The sequence below is a fragment of the Paraliobacillus zengyii genome (genome assembly GCF_003268595.1).
Lineage (GTDB): Bacteria > Bacillota > Bacilli > Bacillales > Amphibacillaceae > Paraliobacillus_A > Paraliobacillus_A zengyii.
The window spans coordinates 1,752,324-1,771,998 of record NZ_CP029797.1; the positions used below are offsets into that span (position 1 = coordinate 1,752,324).

The 19,675-nt window shown below is 35.8% G+C and carries 20 protein-coding genes; all 20 read left to right on the forward strand.

Going from position 1 to position 19,675, the window contains the following annotated elements:
* Window positions 1-6 precede the first annotated feature (6 nt).
* A complete protein-coding gene (gene nusA / locus DM447_RS08880) occupies window positions 7-1,122 on the forward strand; it encodes a transcription termination factor NusA (RefSeq protein ID WP_112180881.1) in 1,116 nt (371 codons plus the stop codon).
* 16 nt (window positions 1,123-1,138) lie between these two features.
* Complete coding sequence (gene rnpM, locus DM447_RS08885; RefSeq protein WP_112180882.1) at window positions 1,139-1,420, forward strand: RNase P modulator RnpM; 282 nt, start codon at window positions 1,139-1,141, stop codon at window positions 1,418-1,420.
* Window positions 1,413-1,733 carry a YlxQ family RNA-binding protein gene (locus tag DM447_RS08890; RefSeq protein WP_112180883.1) on the forward strand — a complete coding sequence of 107 codons (321 nt, stop codon included), beginning with the start codon at window positions 1,413-1,415 and terminating at the stop codon, window positions 1,731-1,733. Before rnpM ends, DM447_RS08890 begins: the two co-directional genes overlap by 8 nt.
* A gap of 4 nt (window positions 1,734-1,737) precedes the next feature.
* Complete coding sequence (infB, locus tag DM447_RS08895) at window positions 1,738-3,756, forward strand: translation initiation factor IF-2 (protein ID WP_112180884.1); 2,019 nt, start codon at window positions 1,738-1,740, stop codon at window positions 3,754-3,756.
* Window positions 3,753-4,031: a DUF503 domain-containing protein gene (locus tag DM447_RS08900; RefSeq protein ID WP_112180885.1), complete on the forward strand. Its 279-nt coding sequence runs from the start codon at window positions 3,753-3,755 to the stop codon at window positions 4,029-4,031. The genes infB and DM447_RS08900 overlap by 4 nt, the downstream gene beginning before the upstream one ends.
* A gap of 40 nt (window positions 4,032-4,071) precedes the next feature.
* Window positions 4,072-4,422, forward strand: coding sequence for a 30S ribosome-binding factor RbfA (gene rbfA / locus DM447_RS08905; protein WP_112180886.1), 351 nt, complete (start codon window positions 4,072-4,074; stop codon window positions 4,420-4,422).
* Between the two features lie 103 nt (window positions 4,423-4,525).
* On the forward strand, window positions 4,526-5,446 hold the full coding sequence (gene truB, locus DM447_RS08910; RefSeq protein WP_112180887.1) for a tRNA pseudouridine(55) synthase TruB: 921 nt from the start codon (window positions 4,526-4,528) through the stop codon (window positions 5,444-5,446).
* Window positions 5,443-6,408, forward strand: coding sequence for a bifunctional riboflavin kinase/FAD synthetase (locus tag DM447_RS08915; protein WP_369974616.1), 966 nt, complete (start codon window positions 5,443-5,445; stop codon window positions 6,406-6,408). The genes truB and DM447_RS08915 overlap by 4 nt, the downstream gene beginning before the upstream one ends.
* A 122-nt stretch (window positions 6,409-6,530) precedes the next feature.
* The gene (gene rpsO / locus DM447_RS08920) at window positions 6,531-6,800 is read left to right on the forward strand and encodes a 30S ribosomal protein S15 (protein ID WP_112180888.1); all 270 of its coding nucleotides are present in this window, start codon (window positions 6,531-6,533) and stop codon (window positions 6,798-6,800) included.
* A 300-nt stretch (window positions 6,801-7,100) separates the two neighbouring features.
* Window positions 7,101-9,218 (forward strand): polyribonucleotide nucleotidyltransferase, encoded by a 2,118-nt coding sequence (gene pnp / locus DM447_RS08925; protein ID WP_112180889.1) that lies wholly within the window; start codon window positions 7,101-7,103, stop codon window positions 9,216-9,218.
* A 227-nt stretch (window positions 9,219-9,445) separates the two neighbouring features.
* Window positions 9,446-10,657 (forward strand): M16 family metallopeptidase, encoded by a 1,212-nt coding sequence (locus tag DM447_RS08930; protein WP_112180890.1) that lies wholly within the window; start codon window positions 9,446-9,448, stop codon window positions 10,655-10,657.
* Between the two features lie 61 nt (window positions 10,658-10,718).
* On the forward strand, window positions 10,719-10,964 hold the full coding sequence (locus DM447_RS08935) for a YlmC/YmxH family sporulation protein (protein ID WP_112180891.1): 246 nt from the start codon (window positions 10,719-10,721) through the stop codon (window positions 10,962-10,964).
* Window positions 10,965-11,178: 214 nt separating this feature from the next.
* Window positions 11,179-12,087 (forward strand): dipicolinic acid synthetase subunit A, encoded by a 909-nt coding sequence (gene dpaA, locus DM447_RS08940; protein WP_112180892.1) that lies wholly within the window; start codon window positions 11,179-11,181, stop codon window positions 12,085-12,087.
* Window positions 12,081-12,674, forward strand: a complete 594-nt coding sequence (locus DM447_RS08945; protein WP_112180893.1) for a dipicolinate synthase subunit B — start codon at window positions 12,081-12,083, stop codon at window positions 12,672-12,674. The genes dpaA and DM447_RS08945 overlap by 7 nt, the downstream gene beginning before the upstream one ends.
* Before the next feature lie 94 nt (window positions 12,675-12,768).
* Window positions 12,769-13,815 carry an aspartate-semialdehyde dehydrogenase gene (gene asd, locus DM447_RS08950; protein WP_112180894.1) on the forward strand — a complete coding sequence of 349 codons (1,047 nt, stop codon included), beginning with the start codon at window positions 12,769-12,771 and terminating at the stop codon, window positions 13,813-13,815.
* A 15-nt stretch (window positions 13,816-13,830) separates the two neighbouring features.
* Window positions 13,831-15,051, forward strand: a complete 1,221-nt coding sequence (gene dapG, locus DM447_RS08955; protein WP_112180895.1) for an aspartate kinase — start codon at window positions 13,831-13,833, stop codon at window positions 15,049-15,051.
* Between the two features lie 48 nt (window positions 15,052-15,099).
* The gene (dapA, locus tag DM447_RS08960; protein WP_112180896.1) at window positions 15,100-15,969 is read left to right on the forward strand and encodes a 4-hydroxy-tetrahydrodipicolinate synthase; all 870 of its coding nucleotides are present in this window, start codon (window positions 15,100-15,102) and stop codon (window positions 15,967-15,969) included.
* A gap of 144 nt (window positions 15,970-16,113) precedes the next feature.
* A complete protein-coding gene (locus tag DM447_RS08965) occupies window positions 16,114-16,830 on the forward strand; it encodes a ClpP family protease (RefSeq protein WP_112180897.1) in 717 nt (238 codons plus the stop codon).
* Window positions 16,827-17,036 (forward strand): YlzJ-like family protein, encoded by a 210-nt coding sequence (locus tag DM447_RS08970; protein ID WP_112180898.1) that lies wholly within the window; start codon window positions 16,827-16,829, stop codon window positions 17,034-17,036. The genes DM447_RS08965 and DM447_RS08970 overlap by 4 nt, the downstream gene beginning before the upstream one ends.
* Before the next feature lie 198 nt (window positions 17,037-17,234).
* Window positions 17,235-19,541 carry an FtsK/SpoIIIE family DNA translocase gene (locus DM447_RS08975; protein WP_112180899.1) on the forward strand — a complete coding sequence of 769 codons (2,307 nt, stop codon included), beginning with the start codon at window positions 17,235-17,237 and terminating at the stop codon, window positions 19,539-19,541.
* Window positions 19,542-19,675 lie beyond the last annotated feature (134 nt).

Genomic DNA, 19,675 nt, shown 5'->3' on the forward strand with positions numbered 1-19,675 from the left:
GACATAGTGAGTAGTGAGCTTTTTGATGCCATTGATTATTTAGAAAAAGAAAAAGGTATTAATAAAGAAATATTAATGGAAGCGTTAGAGGCGGCGCTTATATCTGCTTATAAGAAGAATTTCAAATCCGCAACAAATGTACGAATCGATTTGAATGAAGACACTGGGAGCATGCATGTTCTTTCTAGAAAAGAAGTTGTCGAAGAAGTAGAGGATAACAACCAAGAAATTAGTCTGGACGAAGCAAAAGGAATTAAACCAGATTATGAAATAGGCGATATAGTAGAACTAGAGGTTACTCCAAGAGATTTTGGACGTATCGCAGCACAAGCAGCGAAACAAGTGGTTACACAGCGTGTTCGTGAAGCGGAACGAGGCGTTATATTTAATGAGTATATTGACCGTGAAGAAGATATTATGAATGGGATTATACAACGCATTGATCCACGTTTTGTTTATGTTAACCTTGGTAAAGTAGAGGCGAAACTGCCTGAGGGCGAACAAATGCCGACAGAGGATTACCATGTGCATGATCGACTTAAAGTGTTTGTAACGAAGGTTGAAAATACGAATAAAGGACCACAAATCTTTGTTTCTAGAACACATCCAGGTCTATTAAAGCGTTTATTTGAAATGGAAGTTCCAGAAATTTACGATGGAACTGTAGAAATACGTTCTGTAGCAAGAGAAGCAGGTGACCGTTCTAAAATATCTGTTTATGCGGCAGATTCTGATATTGATCCTGTTGGCTCTTGTGTTGGTCAACGAGGTCAACGTGTTCAAACAATTGTCAATGAGCTTAAGGGTGAGAAGATTGATATAGTAGAATGGTCAGAAGACCCAATTGTTTATGTGTCTAACGCTTTAAGTCCATCAAAAGTCGTTGATGTTCTTGTGAATGAAAAAGATAAAGCAACGACTGTAATCGTTCCTGATAATCAATTATCGTTAGCTATTGGTAAACGTGGTCAAAATGCACGATTAGCAGCCAAATTGACTGGTTGGAAAATTGATATTAAAAACGAATCAGAAGCGCGTGAAGCAGGTTTAATAACAGAACCTGTTCGAGTACTTGATGAAGAAGCATCATCATTTGATGGAGACGGCGATTTATTTGATTAAGGAGGAGAAATAAGTCATGCCTAAAAAGAATAAAAAGGTTCCTCTTCGCAAATGTATTGTTACACAAGAAATGAAGCCAAAACAAGCATTAATTCGAATTGTTCATAATAAAGATGGTGAAGTGTTTGTTGATCCTTCAGGTAAAAAGAATGGACGAGGAGCATACATTTCTAATAGTTTAGAAGTAGTAGAAAAAGCTGAAAAGTCTAAAGTTTTAGATCGTCATCTACAAACACATGTAGATGAAACGGTGTATCAACAATTAAAGCAAGTGATAGAAGGTAAAGACATTGAGTAAGGGGAAAGAATATCTCAACTTAATTGGTTTAGCTTATCGCGCACGTAAATTGACGTTAGGTGAAGAATTAATTATTAAAGATATCCAAAAACAAAAAGCGAAGCTAGTACTGCTTGCAAGTGATACTGGTCCACAGACAACAAAGAAAATTACGGATAAATGTAATTTTTATGATATTCCAATACGAGTTGTTGATGATCGGGATACCATATCGCATGCAATAGGTAAGTCTGGAAGAGTAGCAATTGCTATTTTAGATGAAGGTTTCGCTTCGAAAATAACCTCGTTACTCGATAAATCTATTCGGGGGTGAATGTATGAGTAAATTACGCGTATATGAATATGCAAAACAAAAGAATGTATCAAGTAAAGAAATTATAAATAAATTAAAAGAAATTGATGTGGAAGTTTCCAATCATATGTCAACTATTTCTGATGATACAACTAAAAAGTTGGATGAAATATTTACAGAAAATGCTATACCAGAAGTTGCTGTAAAAGGTAAAGAGAAAGCAACTAATACTACTAAAAAGGATTCAGGTAATACACAATCTAAGTCAGCTCGTGAGTCCGAAGAAAAGTCTTCTACAAAAATAACGTATACAGATTCATTAACTGTAGGTGAGCTAGCTGAAAAATTAGGTAAGGATGCAACAGATCTAATTAAGAGCCTAATGGCTGCTGGAGTTATGGCTACTAAAAATCAAAGTTTAGATGATGAGACTATAACTATGATGGCTGAAGAGTATGGCGTTGAAGTTGAGAAAGAGACAGAAGTTGATGAAATGGATTTAGATAACTTTATTCAAGAAATCAATCAAGGTGAAGCAATTGAACGTCCAGCTGTAGTTACGATTATGGGACACGTTGATCACGGTAAAACAACTTTACTTGATTCTATTCGCCATACCAAAGTAACAGAAGGAGAAGCTGGCGGTATCACTCAACATATTGGTGCATACCAAATCGAAAGTAATGGTAAATATATTACTTTCTTAGATACACCAGGGCACGCTGCCTTCACAAGTATGCGTTCACGTGGTGCTCAAATAACAGATATTGCGATTCTTGTTGTTGCTGCAGACGATGGTGTTATGCCACAAACAGTTGAAGCAATTAATCATGCAAAGGCTGCTGAGGTTCCAATCATTATTGCAGTAAATAAGATGGATAAAGAAGGCGCTAATCCTGACCGTGTTATGCAAGAATTAACTGAATATGAATTAATCCCTGAAGACTGGGGTGGAAATACAATATTCGTTCAATTATCTGCATTAAAAGGAGAAGGTATTGACGATTTAATCGAAATGATTCAACTAGTTGCAGAAGTTGAAGAATTAAGAGCGAACCCTGATAATCGTGCAATTGGTACTGTTATTGAATCACAATTAGATAAAGGCCGTGGACCGGTAGCAACATTACTTGTGCAAAATGGTACGTTACACGTAGGAGATCCAATAGTTGTTGGAAATACGTTTGGCCGTATTCGCGCAATGGTAAATGATGTAGGTCGTCGTGTTAAAACTGTTGGTCCATCAGCTCCAGTTGAAATAACTGGATTAAATGAGGTGCCATCGGCGGGAGATCATTTTGTTGTCTTTGCAGATGAGAAAAAGGCACGTCAAATTGGTGAAGCACGTCAGCAGAAACAAATTGAAGTAAACCGTGGTGGTGGCGTTAAAGTTAGCTTAGATGATTTATTTGAACAAATTAAGCAAGGCGATATTAAAGATATTAACTTAATTATAAAAGCTGATGTACAAGGTTCACTAGGTGCTTTATCATCTTCTCTAGAAAAGATTGATGTAGAAGGCGTTAAGGTTCACATCATTCATACCGGTGTTGGTGCAATTACAGAATCAGACGTTATTTTAGCATCTGCATCAAATGCTATTGTGATTGGCTTTAATGTACGTCCAGATGTTAATGCTAAAAAAGCAGCCGAATCAGAAAAAGTAGATGTTCGCCTATATCGTGTTATCTATAAAGTTATAGAAGAAATTGAATCTGCAATGAAAGGGATGCTTGATCCAGAATTCGAAGAGAAGGTAATTGGACAAGCGGAAGTTCGTGAAATTTTCAAAGTATCTAAAATTGGTACGATTGCAGGTAGTTACGTAACTGATGGTAAAATCACGCGTGATGCAGGCGTACGCGTAATCCGTGATGGCATTGTTATTTATGAAGGTGAAATTGACACATTGAAAAGATTTAAGGATGATGTCAAGGAAGTTGCGCAAAACTATGAGTGCGGGATAACCGTAGAAAAGTTTAATGATATTAAAGAAGGCGACGTTTTTGAAGCGTATGTCATGGAAGAAATTAAACGCACATGATTCTTTATGCTGAAGTAGAATGTTATATCTATCATGCACATTCATTGAAAGAAAAACGTTCTGTTATTAAAAAGATAACAAAACGGATTCATAATGAGTATAATATTGCAATTAGTGAGATAGATTTTCAAGATCTTTGGCAACGTACTATGTTTGGTTTAGTAACGATCTCTAATGAGAGAGTACAGGCGGAAAGGGTAATCGATCAGGCTTTTAAGTTGATTGATTCTTTTCCGGAAATCGAACGCACAAAAACGCAAAAGGAATGGTTATAAGTTACTGTACACCATTGCTGAATTCTAAGAGGTGAACTTCATGAATCAAATGAGAGCAAATCGCGTAGCAGAACAAATGAAAAAAGAGTTAGGTGACATCCTTAGCAGAAAAATTAAAGACCCACGCGTTGGTTTTGTAACAATAACTGATGTGGAAGTTACTGGTGACCTGCAACAAGCAAAGGTTTATATTTCTGTTCTAGGTGAAGAGAAACAAAAACAAGATACATTAATTGGTTTAGCGAAAGCAAAAGGATTTATTCGTTCTGAAATAGGTACGCGCATTCGTTTACGTAAAACACCAGAATTGTTTTTTGAATTCGATGAAGCTATTGAAAAAGGTAATCGAATTGAACACATCCTACGCGATATAAATGATTCTAATACGTGATATTTACTTCCTAAAACCCTTGTTCTATAATAGTACAAGGGTTTTAGTTTATTTTTAATTACCCCGCTTAAACAAAAAATTAAAGAGATGGTGAATAAAGATTATGAATGGTATTCTGCCACTTTGGAAACCAATAGGGCCTACATCCCATGATTGTGTTATCCAAATGAGAAAGTTATGTCATACCAAAAAAGTTGGTCATACTGGAACGTTGGATCCAGCTGTAGAAGGTGTATTGCCAATTTGTATTGGAGAAGCGACGAAAATTGTTCCATATCTAACGGATACAACAAAGACTTATATTGGTGAAGTAACACTCGGTTACGCAACAGATACAGAAGATCAAACCGGAACTGTTACGGAGGAAAAGTCAGTAGGTGAAACGTTTGATATAAGTACATTAGAAGCTGTTTTAGCAACATTTACAGGTGAAATAAGCCAAGTGGTTCCTTTGTATTCTGCTGTTAGGGTTGATGGTAAGAAATTGTATGAATATGCTAGAATGAATGAACCTGTTATCAGACCAGAACGTGAGGTTACGATTAAATCCATTAAATTATTGGAAGATACAATAAAGGTTGAAGAGAATCTCTTTAGGTTTTCATTTGAAGCAACCTGTTCTAAGGGAACGTATATGCGAACGCTATGTGTAGACATTGGTAAAAAGTTAGGTTATCCTGCTCATATGTCTCGTTTAGTACGTACAGAAACAGGCAATATTACTGCTGCACAGACTTTCACTTTTGAACAACTAAAAGAAAAAAGTGAGCTAGGACAATTAGAAGAAATTTTACTTCCGATGCAGCAAGGTATCCAACACTTAGATGTTTATCACGTAGAAGAGCATTTAGCTAAAAGAGTTTGGCAAGGCCAGAAGTTAGCGTTACCTGATCAAGAAATTAAAACAGACCCGTTTAGAGTGGAATATCAAGATGAACTCTTAGCCATCTATCAGATCTATCCATCAAAAGTAGAAGAAATAAAGCCAGTTCGTGTATTCCGTTACAATCAGGAAAGTAGGTGAAAACCTTGGAAATCATATCGTTACAATATCCACACCAATTTATTCGAACAGAAATGGAAGAAACCGTAGCAGCTATTGGATTCTTCGATGGTATACATAAAGGGCATCAAAATGTTATTGAAACTGCAAAAGAAATTGCAAAAAGGGAAAATAGGAAGAGTGCTGTTATTACATTCTCTCCTCATCCTTCAGTTGTACTAAAAAAACAAAAAAAGCCTATTCACTATCTAACACCATTTACTGAAAAAAAAGCGATTTTAGAAGATATGGGTATTGATGTTTTATATATCATTACCTTTAATAAGGTTTTGTCGCAATTGTCCGCAAGTGAATTTGTTTCAGATTTTATTGTTGGTCTTCATATTAAACACCTTGTAGCTGGGTTTGATTTCACCTATGGTTATATGGGTAAAGGAACAATAACCACATTAAAAGAAGATGCAAAAGGTAAATTTGCTGTTACGACAATTGATAAATTAGAAGATGAAGGCGAGAAAGTTAGCTCAACTTGGATTCGTCAATTGTTAATTGATGGAGAAGTGAAAAAAATAAATGATTTATTAAATAGACCATATCAAACGAGTGGAATAGTCGTACAAGGCGAAAAACGCGGAAGAACAATTGGTTTTCCTACTGCTAATATAGCAGTCGAAGCGGATTATGCACTTCCTAAAGTCGGTGTTTACGCAATACGCGCTTCAATTTCCAATCAGGAAAAAGTTACTGGAATGGCTAATGTAGGATATAAACCAACGTTTCATGAAGACAATCAAATAGACCATCCTACCATTGAAGTACATCTATTTGATTTTGAACAAGATATCTATGGCAAATCAGTGCGTATAGAGTGGATTGACTTTATTAGAGATGAAGTGAAATTTAATGGTGTCGATCAATTGATCGACCAATTAAAGAAAGACGAGCAACAGATTCGACATTTGTTTACTACAATTGATGATTAATACTTGCAATTTATGATAAAAGGATGTAATCTAAATAACGGAAACCTTCCACTTGGCAAATCGATTCTCCGACGTTTGCTAGGGGACAGGGGTTTTACAATTTTTCACAGGAGGTGAACAGGATGGCTATAACACAAGAACGCAAAAATGAACTTATGAATGAGTTCAAAACGCATGATAACGATACCGGATCTCCAGAGGTTCAGATCGCTGTCCTAACAGAAGAAATTACGAACTTGAATGAGCATCTTCGTTTCCACAAGAAAGATCATCACTCACGTCGTGGTTTATTGAAAATGGTTGGTAAGCGTCGTAACTTACTAAATTACTTACGTAATAAAGATGTTGCACGTTACCGTGATTTAATTCAAAAACTTGGATTACGCCGATAATATACGTAAAAGCGGGATTATTCCCGCTTTTTCTGTATGTTTAAAATAATTCGGTTGATCCGATAATGTTTGTAGGAAGTATTTGTTTTGGGTGTATATGTCCTATTATAATCCTTTCGCTCGATTCTGATCAAACAGTTGAAACTATTTTTTCAACTGTTTGATCAGGATGGAGCAACATAATGTAAATGATGCAAAAGGATAGTAAAACAAGAAGTGATACGGATTTATATAGCCCTAATGATGGATATACTACTACAAAGCGTTTTTTTGGTAAATAAGAGAGGGGTACATAAGTAAATGGTAGCAAATAAAAAAGTGTTTTCAACAGAAATATCAGGTAACACGTTCTCTGTAGAAATTGGAGAATTAGCAAAACAGGCAAATGGTGCATGTATGATTCAATATGGAGATACTTCTGTATTATCAACAGCAACTGGTTCTAAAGAGCCAAAAGACTTACCGTTTTTCCCGCTAACTGTAAACTATGAAGAACGTTTATACGCAGTAGGTAAAATTCCTGGAGGTTTTATTAAAAGAGAAGGTAGACCGTCTGAAACAGCTGTTCTTACCTCTCGTTTAATTGACCGTCCAATACGTCCACTATTCCCGGATGGATATCGTAACGATGTTCAAGTAATAAGTATGGTAATGAGTCTAGATCAAAACTGTCCGTCAGATATTGCTGCAATGATTGGTTCATCCATCGCGCTATCTATCTCAGATATACCATTTGATGGTCCAATTGCTGGTGTTATTGTTGGAAGAGTAGACGGTGAATTTGTTATTAATCCTACTACTGAACAACGCGATAAGAGTGACATTGATCTTACGGTTGCTGGAACAAAAGACGCTATTAACATGGTAGAAGCGGGTGCAGATGAAGTACCAGAAGATGTTATGCTTGAGGCTATAATGTTTGGACATGAAGAGATTAAGCGTTTAGTTGCTTTTCAAGAAGAAATTATTGCTGAAGTCTCTAAAGAAAAAATGAATATTACATTATTCGAACTAGATAAAGAATTGACTGTTGAAGTGGAAGAAAAAGTTAAAACGACTTTAGTAACAGCAATTCAAGTACAGGAAAAGCATGCGCGTGAAGATGCAATTGAAAAAGTAAAGAAAGATTTGCTTGCAGAATATGAAGAAAAAGAAGCAGATGATAAAACAATTAAACATGTAAAAGGAATTCTAGATAAGATTGTTAAGGAAGAAGTTCGTCGTTTAATTACGAAAGAAAAAGTTAGACCAGATGGTCGTAAAATTGATGAAATACGTTCTTTATCATCTCGTATTAGTGTGCTTCCAAGAACACACGGATCTGGTTTGTTCACACGTGGACAAACACAAGCGTTAAGCATATGTACGCTTGGTGCTCTAGGTGATGTGCAAATTTTAGATGGTATTGGATTAGAAGAATCAAAACGCTTCATGCATCATTATAACTTCCCATTGTTTAGTGTCGGGGAGACTGGTCCAATTAGAGGACCAGGTCGTCGTGAAATTGGACATGGTGCATTAGGAGAGCGCGCACTAGAAAAAGTGTTGCCTACTGAGAAAGACTTCCCGTATACTATTCGTCTTGTATCAGAAGTGTTAGAATCAAACGGATCGACTTCGCAAGCAAGTATTTGTGCTAGTACTTTAGCAATGATGGATGCAGGTGTGCCAATTAAAGCACCAGTTGCTGGTATTGCTATGGGACTAATTAAATCAGGTGATGATTATACGATTTTAAGTGATATTCAAGGTATGGAAGATCACTTAGGAGATATGGACTTTAAAGTTGCAGGAACTGCTAAAGGTGTTACTGCTCTTCAAATGGATATAAAAATTGATGGTTTATCACGTGATATTTTAGAAGAAGCACTTACGCAAGCCAAAAAAGGTCGTATGCATATTTTAGAGCATATGCTTGAAACGATTAACGAACCAAAAGAAGAACTATCCACATATGCTCCGAAAATCTTAACGATGTCAATTCATCCTGATAAGATTCGCGATGTAATTGGACCAAGTGGTAAACAAATCAATAAAATCATTGAAGAAACAGGCGTAAAAATAGATATTGAGCAAGATGGTGGAGTATTCATTTCATCTATCAATAATGAAATGAATCAAAAAGCGAAACAAATTATTGAAGATATTGTACGTGAAGTGCAAGTTGGTGAAATGTATCTTGCTACAGTTAAACGAATTGAAAAATTTGGTGCGTTTGTTGAATTGTTCAAAGGTAAAGAAGGACTTGTACACATTTCAGAAATGGCAGCTGAACGTATTAATAAAGTAGAAGATGTTGCTTCTATAGGGGATCAAATGATGGTTAAAGTAAAAGAAGTTGATCGTCAAGGTCGTATTAATTTGTCACGCAAAGCCGTTTTAGCTGAAGAAAAAGAGAAAGAAGCAGAAAGTAAATAAACTTACCACTGAAAAGAAACTGGTTTACCAGTTTCTTTTTCTTACATATATAGTCGTTTCATAATAAACGATAATCTTATAGTAAACTGGCTTTTTAAAAGACTGTCGAGTAATATGATAGAAATACTTCAAACTTAAAACAGTCAACGAATTGCACTTATTTTTTGTGCGAAAGTTGCGTTATATATTAGTAGAAACTAATGGTTAAAAAATAGGAGGGCATCCAGATGCTTCAGAAACATACTTCCAGAAATGGATTACGTATTGTATTGGAAAATATACCGAGTGTTAGATCAGTAACAATAGGAGTTTGGGTTCGTACGGGTTCAAGAGATGAAACGCTAGACAATAATGGGATTTCACACTTTTTAGAGCATATGTTTTTTAAGGGAACAAAAAAGAGAACTGCCAAAGAGATTGCTGAAGAGTTTGATGCGATTGGTGGTCAAGTAAATGCTTTTACTTCAAAAGAGTATACTTGTTACTATGCTAAAGTCCTTGATACACATAAAGACTTCGCCTTAGAGATGCTAACAGATATGTTCTTTAATTCAAAATTTGCTCAAGAAGAAATCGATAAAGAAAAAAATGTAGTATTAGAAGAAATAAAGATGTCAGAGGATACACCAGATGACATTGTTCATGACTTATTAGCAGAAGCCTCTTATGGGGGACATCCATTAGGATTTCCAATCTTAGGAATAGAGGAAAGGTTAAATGCTTTTACATCTGAGGATTTACACCAGTACAAACTGGAACATTATCGACCAGATAATATAGTAGTATCTGTAGCAGGAAATGTCGACACATCTTTTATTGATAAAATTGAAACGTCTTTTGATCAATTTACACAAACTAGCAAAGTTAGTACTTTTGAGAAATCAATTTTCACTCCAAAACAATTAACACGTCAAAAAGAAACAGAACAAGCACATCTATGCTTAGGATATCAAGGGTTGCCAATTGATGCTGCGAATATATTTAGCTTAGTCATTGTTAATAATGTACTTGGTGGTAGCATGAGTTCAAGACTGTTTCAAGAAATTAGAGAAAACCGTGGATTAGCCTATTCTGTATTTTCTTATCACAGTTCGTTTCTTGATGATGGATTATTAACAATCTATGCGGGAACAGGTGCAGAATATCTTCCCGTTCTTAAAGAGACAATACATCAAACAATTGCAGAATTAATGGAGCACGGATTAACAGATAAAGAATTACGTAATAGTAAAGAACAATTAAAAGGGAATCTTGTACTAGGTCTAGAAAGTACGAATAGTCGCATGAGTCGTAATGGTAAAAACGAGTTACTTATGGGTAGGCATCGTAGTTTGGATGAATTAATTACTGAAATCGATGCGGTAAGTATGGAGTCAACGAATGAATTAATTCAACAAATATTTAAGCAAGATTATGCAAGTGCATTAATTTCTTCGTAAAAAGAGAATAGACTTGTTCACCTTCTCATACTTTTTATAAAGATGAGAAGGAGGAAGTAGAATGCGTTATAAGACATTAAGCGGCAAAGAAATTGTTGATCTTTATAGTGGCTCGAGATTAGGTGTTCTAGGCCAAACAGATATTGAATTAGATGAAAAAACTGGTCAAATTACGGCCTTCATCATTCCAAATTATAGTTGGTTAGGTATGAAAAAAGAAGGGGAAAATTTGCGGATAAATTGGTCGGATATTCAGAAAATAGGCGAGGATATGATAATGGTTAATCGCCTTCCTCCTACTAAATAGTAGAGCCACCCTATAACTATCATGATTTTAAAATTGAGCTAATTGACAAGATGTAAGTAGAATCTGTCGATTAGCTTTTTTTATCTAGATTATTGTCTTATTTAATCTGCATCGTAGTTAAAACCTTCACTTTACTCCCATAAATTCATATGATATTAAGAAAATTTATAAAACAGAATAGAAGTGCAATACAGTTTGTGAAAGAGGTGGAAGTATGGATTCAACCATCCGTATAGCAATCTTAGGTGGAGATGCCCGTTATCTTGAAATGATTAAAAAACTTTCTGAAAATGACAACTTAAAAATGGAGTTAGTTGGCTTTGATCAATTGAATCAAGGTTTTACAGGTATTAAACAAACAGACTTTGATGAATTAGAAGTAAGTTCACTTGATGTGATTATCTTGCCGATACCTGGTATTGATGAAGAAGGTAATATAGACGCTATATTTTCAAACAAAAAAATACAGCTCACAGAAGAATGGTTTGGTACAGTAGCAAAAGACTGTTTACTATTCACCGGCATAACAACACCTTATTTAAGTAAATGTGTTAAAAACGCAGGTCTAACACTTATTCCGTTAATGGATCGAGATGATGTTGCAATTTATAATTCTATCCCAACTACAGAAGGTACAATTATGCTCGCCATTCAGCATACGAACTTTACGATTCATAGTGCTCGGATCGTAGTTTTAGGAATGGGAAGAGTTGGATTAAGTGTAGCAAGTAAATTTGCTGGATTAGGAGCAAATGTAGTGGTTGGTACGAGAAAAGATGTAGATGTAGCGCGAGCTTTTGAGATGGGGATGCAAGGTTTTCACATGGAAGAGTTACCTGCATATACTGGGCAGTGTGATATTTTAATCAACACGATTCCAAGTAAAGTTGTTACTGAATCAGCGTTAAAATTAATGAAATCAAATGCATTAATCATTGATTTAGCGTCTAAGCCAGGTGGAGTTGATTTTGTTTATGCAAAAAAGAGAGGGATTACAGCTATACATGCACTTGGGTTACCGGGGATGGTGGCGCCAAAAACAGCGGGAGAAATTTTAGGAAATGTTATTAATCAACTCATCTGTACACAGATGAAAGAAAGCGGGGAGAAGCGACAGTGTTAAAAGGGAAAAAAATCGGTTTTGGTATAACAGGCTCACATTGTACGTACGCAGCGGTATTTCCAGAAATGCAAAAACTAATGGATTTAGGTGCAGAGTTGGTTCCGGTCATTTCGAATACCGTTCAACAAACAGATACAAGATTTGGTAAGGCGGAAGATCATATTAAGACAATCACAGAAATAACAGGTCGAAAACCAATTGGTTCAATTGTCGATGCTGAACCACTTGGACCAGTTGAACCACTAGACTGCATGGTGATAGCGCCTTTAACTGGTAATTCAATGAGTCGATTAGCAAACGGTATTTCGGACTCGGCTGTACTAATGGCAGCAAAAGCAACGATGCGCAACGGTAATCCAGTTGTTTTAGGAATTGCGACAAACGATGCATTAGGATTAAATGGCGTGAATTTGATGCGTTTAATGGCCACTAAATTAATCTATTTTGTTCCTTATGGTCAAGATGATTATATTAAAAAACCAAATTCACTAGTTGCAGATATGACTCTATTATCCCCTACTATATCAAGTGCTTTATCCCACGAACAAATACAGCCGATTTTAATTCCAAAGATGGATAAAGAATAATATAGCGTTGAAATACCCTTTCCTTAACAGAGTATGTTAAAATAGAGATTACAAATTTAATCAATTCATTGATAATTAAGGAAGGGGATTTATTATGTCAGAAATTAGAGGTTACCATGTTGCAGTTGTTGGTGCTACTGGAGCTGTAGGACAAAAAATACTAGAAACACTAGAGAAAAAGAATTTTCCAATTGGACAGTTAACATTATTATCTTCTCCACGTTCAGCTGGAACTAAAATAAAATTCAAGAATGAAACGTTTACTGTTCAAGAAGCTACACCTGAAAGCTTTGAAGGAGTTAACATTGCATTATTCTCTGCTGGTGGTTCTGTATCTAAAGCTTTAGCACATGAAGCGGTAGCTCGTGGTGCAGTAGTAGTAGACAATACAAGCGCTTTTAGAATGGATGAAAATGTTCCTTTAGTTGTACCAGAAGTAAATGAATCTGATATCGAAAAACATAATGGCATTATTGCCAATCCAAACTGTTCAACGATTCAAATGGTTGCTGCGCTTAAACCAATAGAAGACGCATTTGGACTAAATCGTGTAATAGTATCTACTTATCAAGCTGTTTCAGGTGCAGGTGCAAAAGCGGTTGAAGAATTAAGAGAGCAATCGCAAGCCTTTTTGAATGGAGAAGAACTTTCTCCTGAATTATTACCTGTTAAAGGTGAAAAAAAGCATTATCCAATAGCTTTTAATGCATTACCACAAATTGATGTTTTTCAAGAAAATGGCTATACTTTTGAAGAAATGAAAATGATTAATGAAACGAAAAAAATCCTACACGCTTCGGATTTAGCTGTTGCAGCTACTTGTGTACGTTTACCATTTTTTACATCACATGCAGAAAGTGTATATGTTGAAATTAATGATGAGAACGTATCAGTTCAAGCTATTCAAGAAGTTTTAGCAAATGCACCTGGTATTGTTTTAGAAGATGATCCATCAAATCAGGTCTATCCAACACCACTAAATGCAGTAGGTAAAGGCGACGTTTTTGTAGGTAGAGTAAGAAAAGACCTCGACGAACCTAAAGGCTTCCACTTATGGGTTGTCTCAGATAATTTACTAAAGGGTGCTGCATGGAATTCTGTGCAAATCGCTGAATCATTAATTAAAAATAATTGGCTATAATTTAGAGGTGTCAACATGGAGATTTTAGTGCAAAAATTTGGCGGGACTTCTGTACAAAGTAAGACCACACGAAGTAACGCGATTAAGCATATAAAAACAGCTATTGATGAGGGGTACAAAGTGGTTGTTGTAGTTTCTGCAATAGGCCGCTATCCTGATCCATATGCAACAGATTCATTATTGGGATTAGTTGGTTTTCCTAATATGCATATTAGTAATAGAGAACAAGATTTACTCATGTCTTGTGGTGAAATAATCTCTTCTGTCGTTTTCTCTAATGAATTAAAAGAAAATGGCGTAACTTCGACTGCATTAACAGGAGGGCAAGCTGGTTTTATAACGAATCAAGACTTTACGTCTGCAAAAATAAAGGCAATGGAAGTAGAACGGATTCATCATGAATTAAAAGAACATCAAGTTGTTGTCGTCGCAGGTTTTCAAGGGAAGTCAGCTACTAATGAAATAACTACACTAGGACGCGGTGGAAGCGATACGTCAGCTGCTGCATTAGGTGCAGCGTTAGACGCCACATATATTGATATTTTTACTGATGTAGATGGCATAATGACAGCTGATCCAAGGTTAGTTAAAAATGCCCGAACATTAGACGTGGTCACATATAATGAAATTTGTAATTTAGCTTATCAAGGTGCAAAGGTCATTCATCCACGAGCAGTTGAAATAGCTATGCAAGCGAAAATCCCAATGCGAGTAAGATCAACAGCTTCTACTGAAATCGGTACATTAGTTACTGATTCAATCGATTCAGTAAAGGGTAAAGATATACCAGATCGCATTGTTACTGGAATTGCGAATATGTCTAATATTACGCAAATAAAGGTATTAACGAATGAAAATGTGGATCAATTACATTCAGATGTTTTTAAAGCAATGGCGGAAGCGGGTATTTCGGTTGATTTTATAAATATTTCACCAAATGGTGTTGTCTATACAATTCCAGAGGTGTTTACTGCAAAAGCAATAGATATATTACAAGCACTACATTATCAACCTGAAACAGTTTCTAACTGTGCAAAAGTCTCATTAGTTGGGGCTGGTATGACTGGAGTTCCAGGGGTAACGGCCAAAATAGTGCAAACACTAACAAATGAAGGGATTCAAATCCTTCAATCTGCAGACAGTCATACAACGATATGGGTGCTGATTCACCATGATGATCTTATCCCAGCTGTAAATGCATTGCATGAAACGTTTGAATTAAATAGAAAAATCTAAACATCTAGGGAATGGATGGATCAAGATGGATGAAGGGAGACGCAACCTATCGTGAACTTTGGAAAATTATTGACAGCAATGGTTACGCCATTTGACTCTTTAGATCGAGTGGATATGAATAAAGTGGAGCATTTAATTGAACATTTAATTACGCATCAAACAGATGGTTTAGTTGTGGCAGGTACTACAGGAGAATCACCTACACTTTCCACGAAGGAAAAAATCGGGCTATTTGAACAGACAGTTAAAGTAGTAAACGGTCGAATACCTATTATTGCTGGAACCGGTTCGAATAATACAAAAGAGACAATAGAATTAACAAAGCATGCAGAAAAGGCGAATGTTGATGCAATTTTGCTCGTAACACCTTATTATAATAAGCCGAATCAAGCAGGATTATATGAACATTTTCGAACAGTTGCAGAGTCTACGAGTCTCCCGGTGATGTTATATAATATTCCCGGTAGAACAATGGTTCATTTAACTGTCGACACAATTGTTGCGCTATCGCAAATTGATAATATTGTAGCGGTTAAAGAATCAAGTGGTAATTTAGATGCAATTTCTCAAATTATTGAACAAACCGATGATCAATTCTTTGTATACAGTGGCGATGATAGTTTAACGCTACCATTACAAGCAATTGGTGCTGACGGGGTGGTTTCCGTTGCATCTCATATTATTGGAGATGAAATGAAACAAATGCTTAATTATTTTGAACAGGGAAATGTTAAAGAAGCGGCCAGGATTCACCGTCAGTTATTACCTATTATGAGAGGGTTGTTTATGGCGCCATCTCCAGCTCCTGTTAAAGCAGCCTTACGTTTAAAGGGGATAGATACAGGTGATGTTCGTTTGCCGTTAGTAAATTTATCTGAAATTGAAGAGCAACTAGTGTATGATCTAATCAAAAACTAATTAAAGTCATGTGTAGTTTAAACAACCTCTGCTTAAATAAGCAGAGGTTGTTTTTTGTTTGCACTCCTTTTTAATCTAAAAATGGTATGTTCTTTTTTTGATTCGTTCATACTAATGAAGATAGATTCGAAAGGAGATTTTTTGATGTCTAAAGACGGGAATGAACAAGAAGAAGGAAAACACTCATCATCATTAGTCGATAAAATTCAGCAATTAGGTCAATCCACTGTTCCAACGGCACCTGATTCTAATATTCATGTTTTGTCGATTATCGGTCAAGTTGAGGGGCATGTACAGTTACCTCCACAAAACAAGACGACTAAATATGAACATTTATTGCCGCAGCTTATTGCTATTGAACAGAATCCGAAAATTGAAGGGCTTATTATCTTATTGAATACGGTAGGTGGAGATGTTGAAGCAGGATTAGCTCTCTCAGAAATGATTGCCTCTTTGTCTAAACCAACTGTATCCATTATTCTAGGCGGCGGTCACTCTATTGGTGTACCTATTGCTGTTGCAACAGATTACACGTATGTCGTTCCTTCTGCAACAATGACAATCCATCCAATTAGGTTAAATGGCTTGGTTATCGGTGTGCCACAAACTTTTGAATATATGGATAAGATGCAAGAGCGTGTTATTCATTTTGTAACGTCTCATTCCAACATATCAGAGGAAAAGTTCAAATCTTTAATGTTTGAAAAGGGTAATTTAACACGAGATATTGGTACAAATGTTGTAGGTGCTGACGCAGTAGAATATGGATTAATTGATGCCGTTGGTGGTGTAAAGGAAGCAATGCAAACATTAAATAAGATGATTGATGATAGAAAGGAAAGTGGGGGTGTGATGCAATGACCTTATATACGCCACTAAGTGATCACGACATATTTCCCACAGACCAATCATTATTTCAAATACGTCAAGTTGTAACTAGTAATAATCAAATGATGCTAGTTGATAGTTTGGATAACGGTAAATATCGTATTGTTCAGCTACTGTCGACAGATCCACAAGATTATTTATCCCCTTCACTTACTCCAGGGGAGATTATTGGTGAATAATAAATATAAATGATGAGTTATATAAGATTTTCACGAAGGAAAAGTCTACAGATAAAAATAGATATGCTATAATAGTGATAGCGAAGAATAGGATTTGTATGAAGAATAAATAAAGATAAACCCTTGTCAAACGGACAAGGGTTTATCTCATCATAATAGTGGGAGAAAGAATTTTGATAGAATACAGGGGTGGGGAATTTGGCTAAGGCTAAAAAGAAAAAGAGAGGGAATCAAAAAAAAGTACAACAACAATTAAAATATGAACTATTAGGCATTCTATTTATTTTTCTAGCTGTTTTTGGAAGTGGTGCAAGTGCGATTAGTGAAGGAGCAATACCAACTGGATTAAAGAACTTTTTTCGTTTATTATTCGGTGTGTGGTATATGATCGCCTCACTTGTATTGTTGAGTGTCGGTATTTATATGATTATAAAAAGACAATTACCAAATTTAATTAATCGACGCATGGTAGGTTTAGGGATTATTTTTTTAGGTGTTTTATTACTAACACATATTGATTCATTTGAAAGCTTGTTACAACAACAACCAGGTGGGTCTGTGTTGGCAATGACATGGTCAAACTACTTTTCATACTTAGACGGGAATCTTACTTCTTATTATTTAGGTGGCGGAATGATAGGGGCAATTTTATTTGCTTTTTGTTATGTACTATTTTCAGCTACAGGTGCACAAATTGTTGCGGTCTTTTCCATTATTATTGGTATCGTTTTTGTTACAGACTTTTCAATCGGCAACTTTTTGGCTGTTAATGGTAGTAAAATAAAAGCTGTAACACAAAGTGGACGAAAAAACTGGACAGAAAAGCGTCAAGCTAAAAAAGATAGTAAAAAAATGGAGCAAGAATACGATCGAGAAGAACTACTAACGAATACATCTGATACAGTAGTAGATGAGGTAACAGATTATCCGGTAATTGAAGAATTTACAGATATCTCATATGCTACTAAAAATGTGTCAAATGAGATGGATACAAAAGATCAACCAGAGAATAAAAAAGAAGAAAAAGAAACAGAGATTGAAATAATCGAACCATTACCAATGACAGAAATGGAAAATGCGTCCTATTTATTGCCACCTTTAAAATTGTTAAAAGAACCTGTTAAACATCAACAACAAGCAGAAAAAGGTGCAATTCAGGCAACTGTTCGTAAATTAGAGAGTACATTTGTTAGCTTTGGTGTAAAAGCAAAAGTTACCAAAGTTCATGTTGGACCTGCTGTTACAAAGTATGAAGTCTATCCAGAGGCTGGTGTGAAGGTGAGTAAAATTGTAAATCTTCATGATGATCTTGCGCTTGCATTAGCCGCAAAGGATATTCGAATAGAAGCACCAATTCCAGGAAAATCTGCAGTTGGAATTGAAGTTCCAAATAAGGAAGTCGCTGCTGTATCTCTTCGTGAGGTTTTAGATACGAAACAAGCAATGAATGGGAATATTCTATCTTTTGTACTTGGACGAGATATTTCAGGCGAAGCAATTGTTGCTGAATTGAATCGTATGCCGCACTTACTAGTTGCAGGTGCAACCGGAAGTGGTAAAAGTGTCTGTATCAACGGTATTATAACTAGTATATTGATGCGAGCTAAACCACATGAAGTGAAAATGATGATGATTGATCCTAAGAAAGTAGAATTAAATATTTATAATGGAATTCCTCATTTGCTTGCACCTGTAGTTACGGATCCAAAGAAGGCATCTAGAGCACTTAAGAAGGTTGTAGCTGAAATGGAGCGCCGCTATGAATTGTTTTCAGATACTGGAAGCCGTAATATTGAAGGGTATAATGAGTACGTTAAACGATATAATAGCGAAGAAGAAGATCAACAACCTTTGTTACCTTATATTGTTGTTATCGTTGATGAATTAGCTGACTTGATGATGGTTGCTTCAAGTGATGTTGAAGATGCAATTACAAGATTAGCACAAATGGCCCGAGCAGCTGGTATACATTTAATAATAGCGACACAGCGTCCTTCTGTTGATGTTATAACTGGCGTAATAAAAGCGAACATTCCTTCTCGAATAGCTTTTAGTGTGTCATCTTCAACCGATTCAAGAACTATTTTAGATTCTGGGGGAGCGGAAAAATTATTAGGCCGAGGAGATATGTTGTTTACACCAGTAGGATCATCTAAACCTACCCGAATTCAAGGGGCATTCTTATCTGATGAGGAAGTGGAAAGTATCGTTGACCATTGTATTGAACAACAAAAAGCACAATATCAAGATGAAATGATTCCAGAGGAGGAATCTGAGGTAAAACATGACGAAAAGCAAGATGATTTGTTTGATGATGCCGTTAAATTAATTGTGGAAATGCAGAGTGCTAGTGTTTCCATGTTGCAAAGAAGATTTAGAGTAGGCTATACACGCGCAGCTAGATTAATAGATGCAATGGAAGCAAGGGGAATTGTTGGTCCTTATGAAGGATCAAAACCTAGAACTGTATTAATTTCAGAATATCCAGAACAAAAAACTTCTTAATAAATACAAAAATAGGTATATTTTAAACAAATTGGTTATTAAGTAAATTATTAGACCAAACATTGTTAGATAATCTAACAATGTTTGGGAACTTTTTGATATTTTCACTCTTTTTTGTAGGAATAAGTATTTAT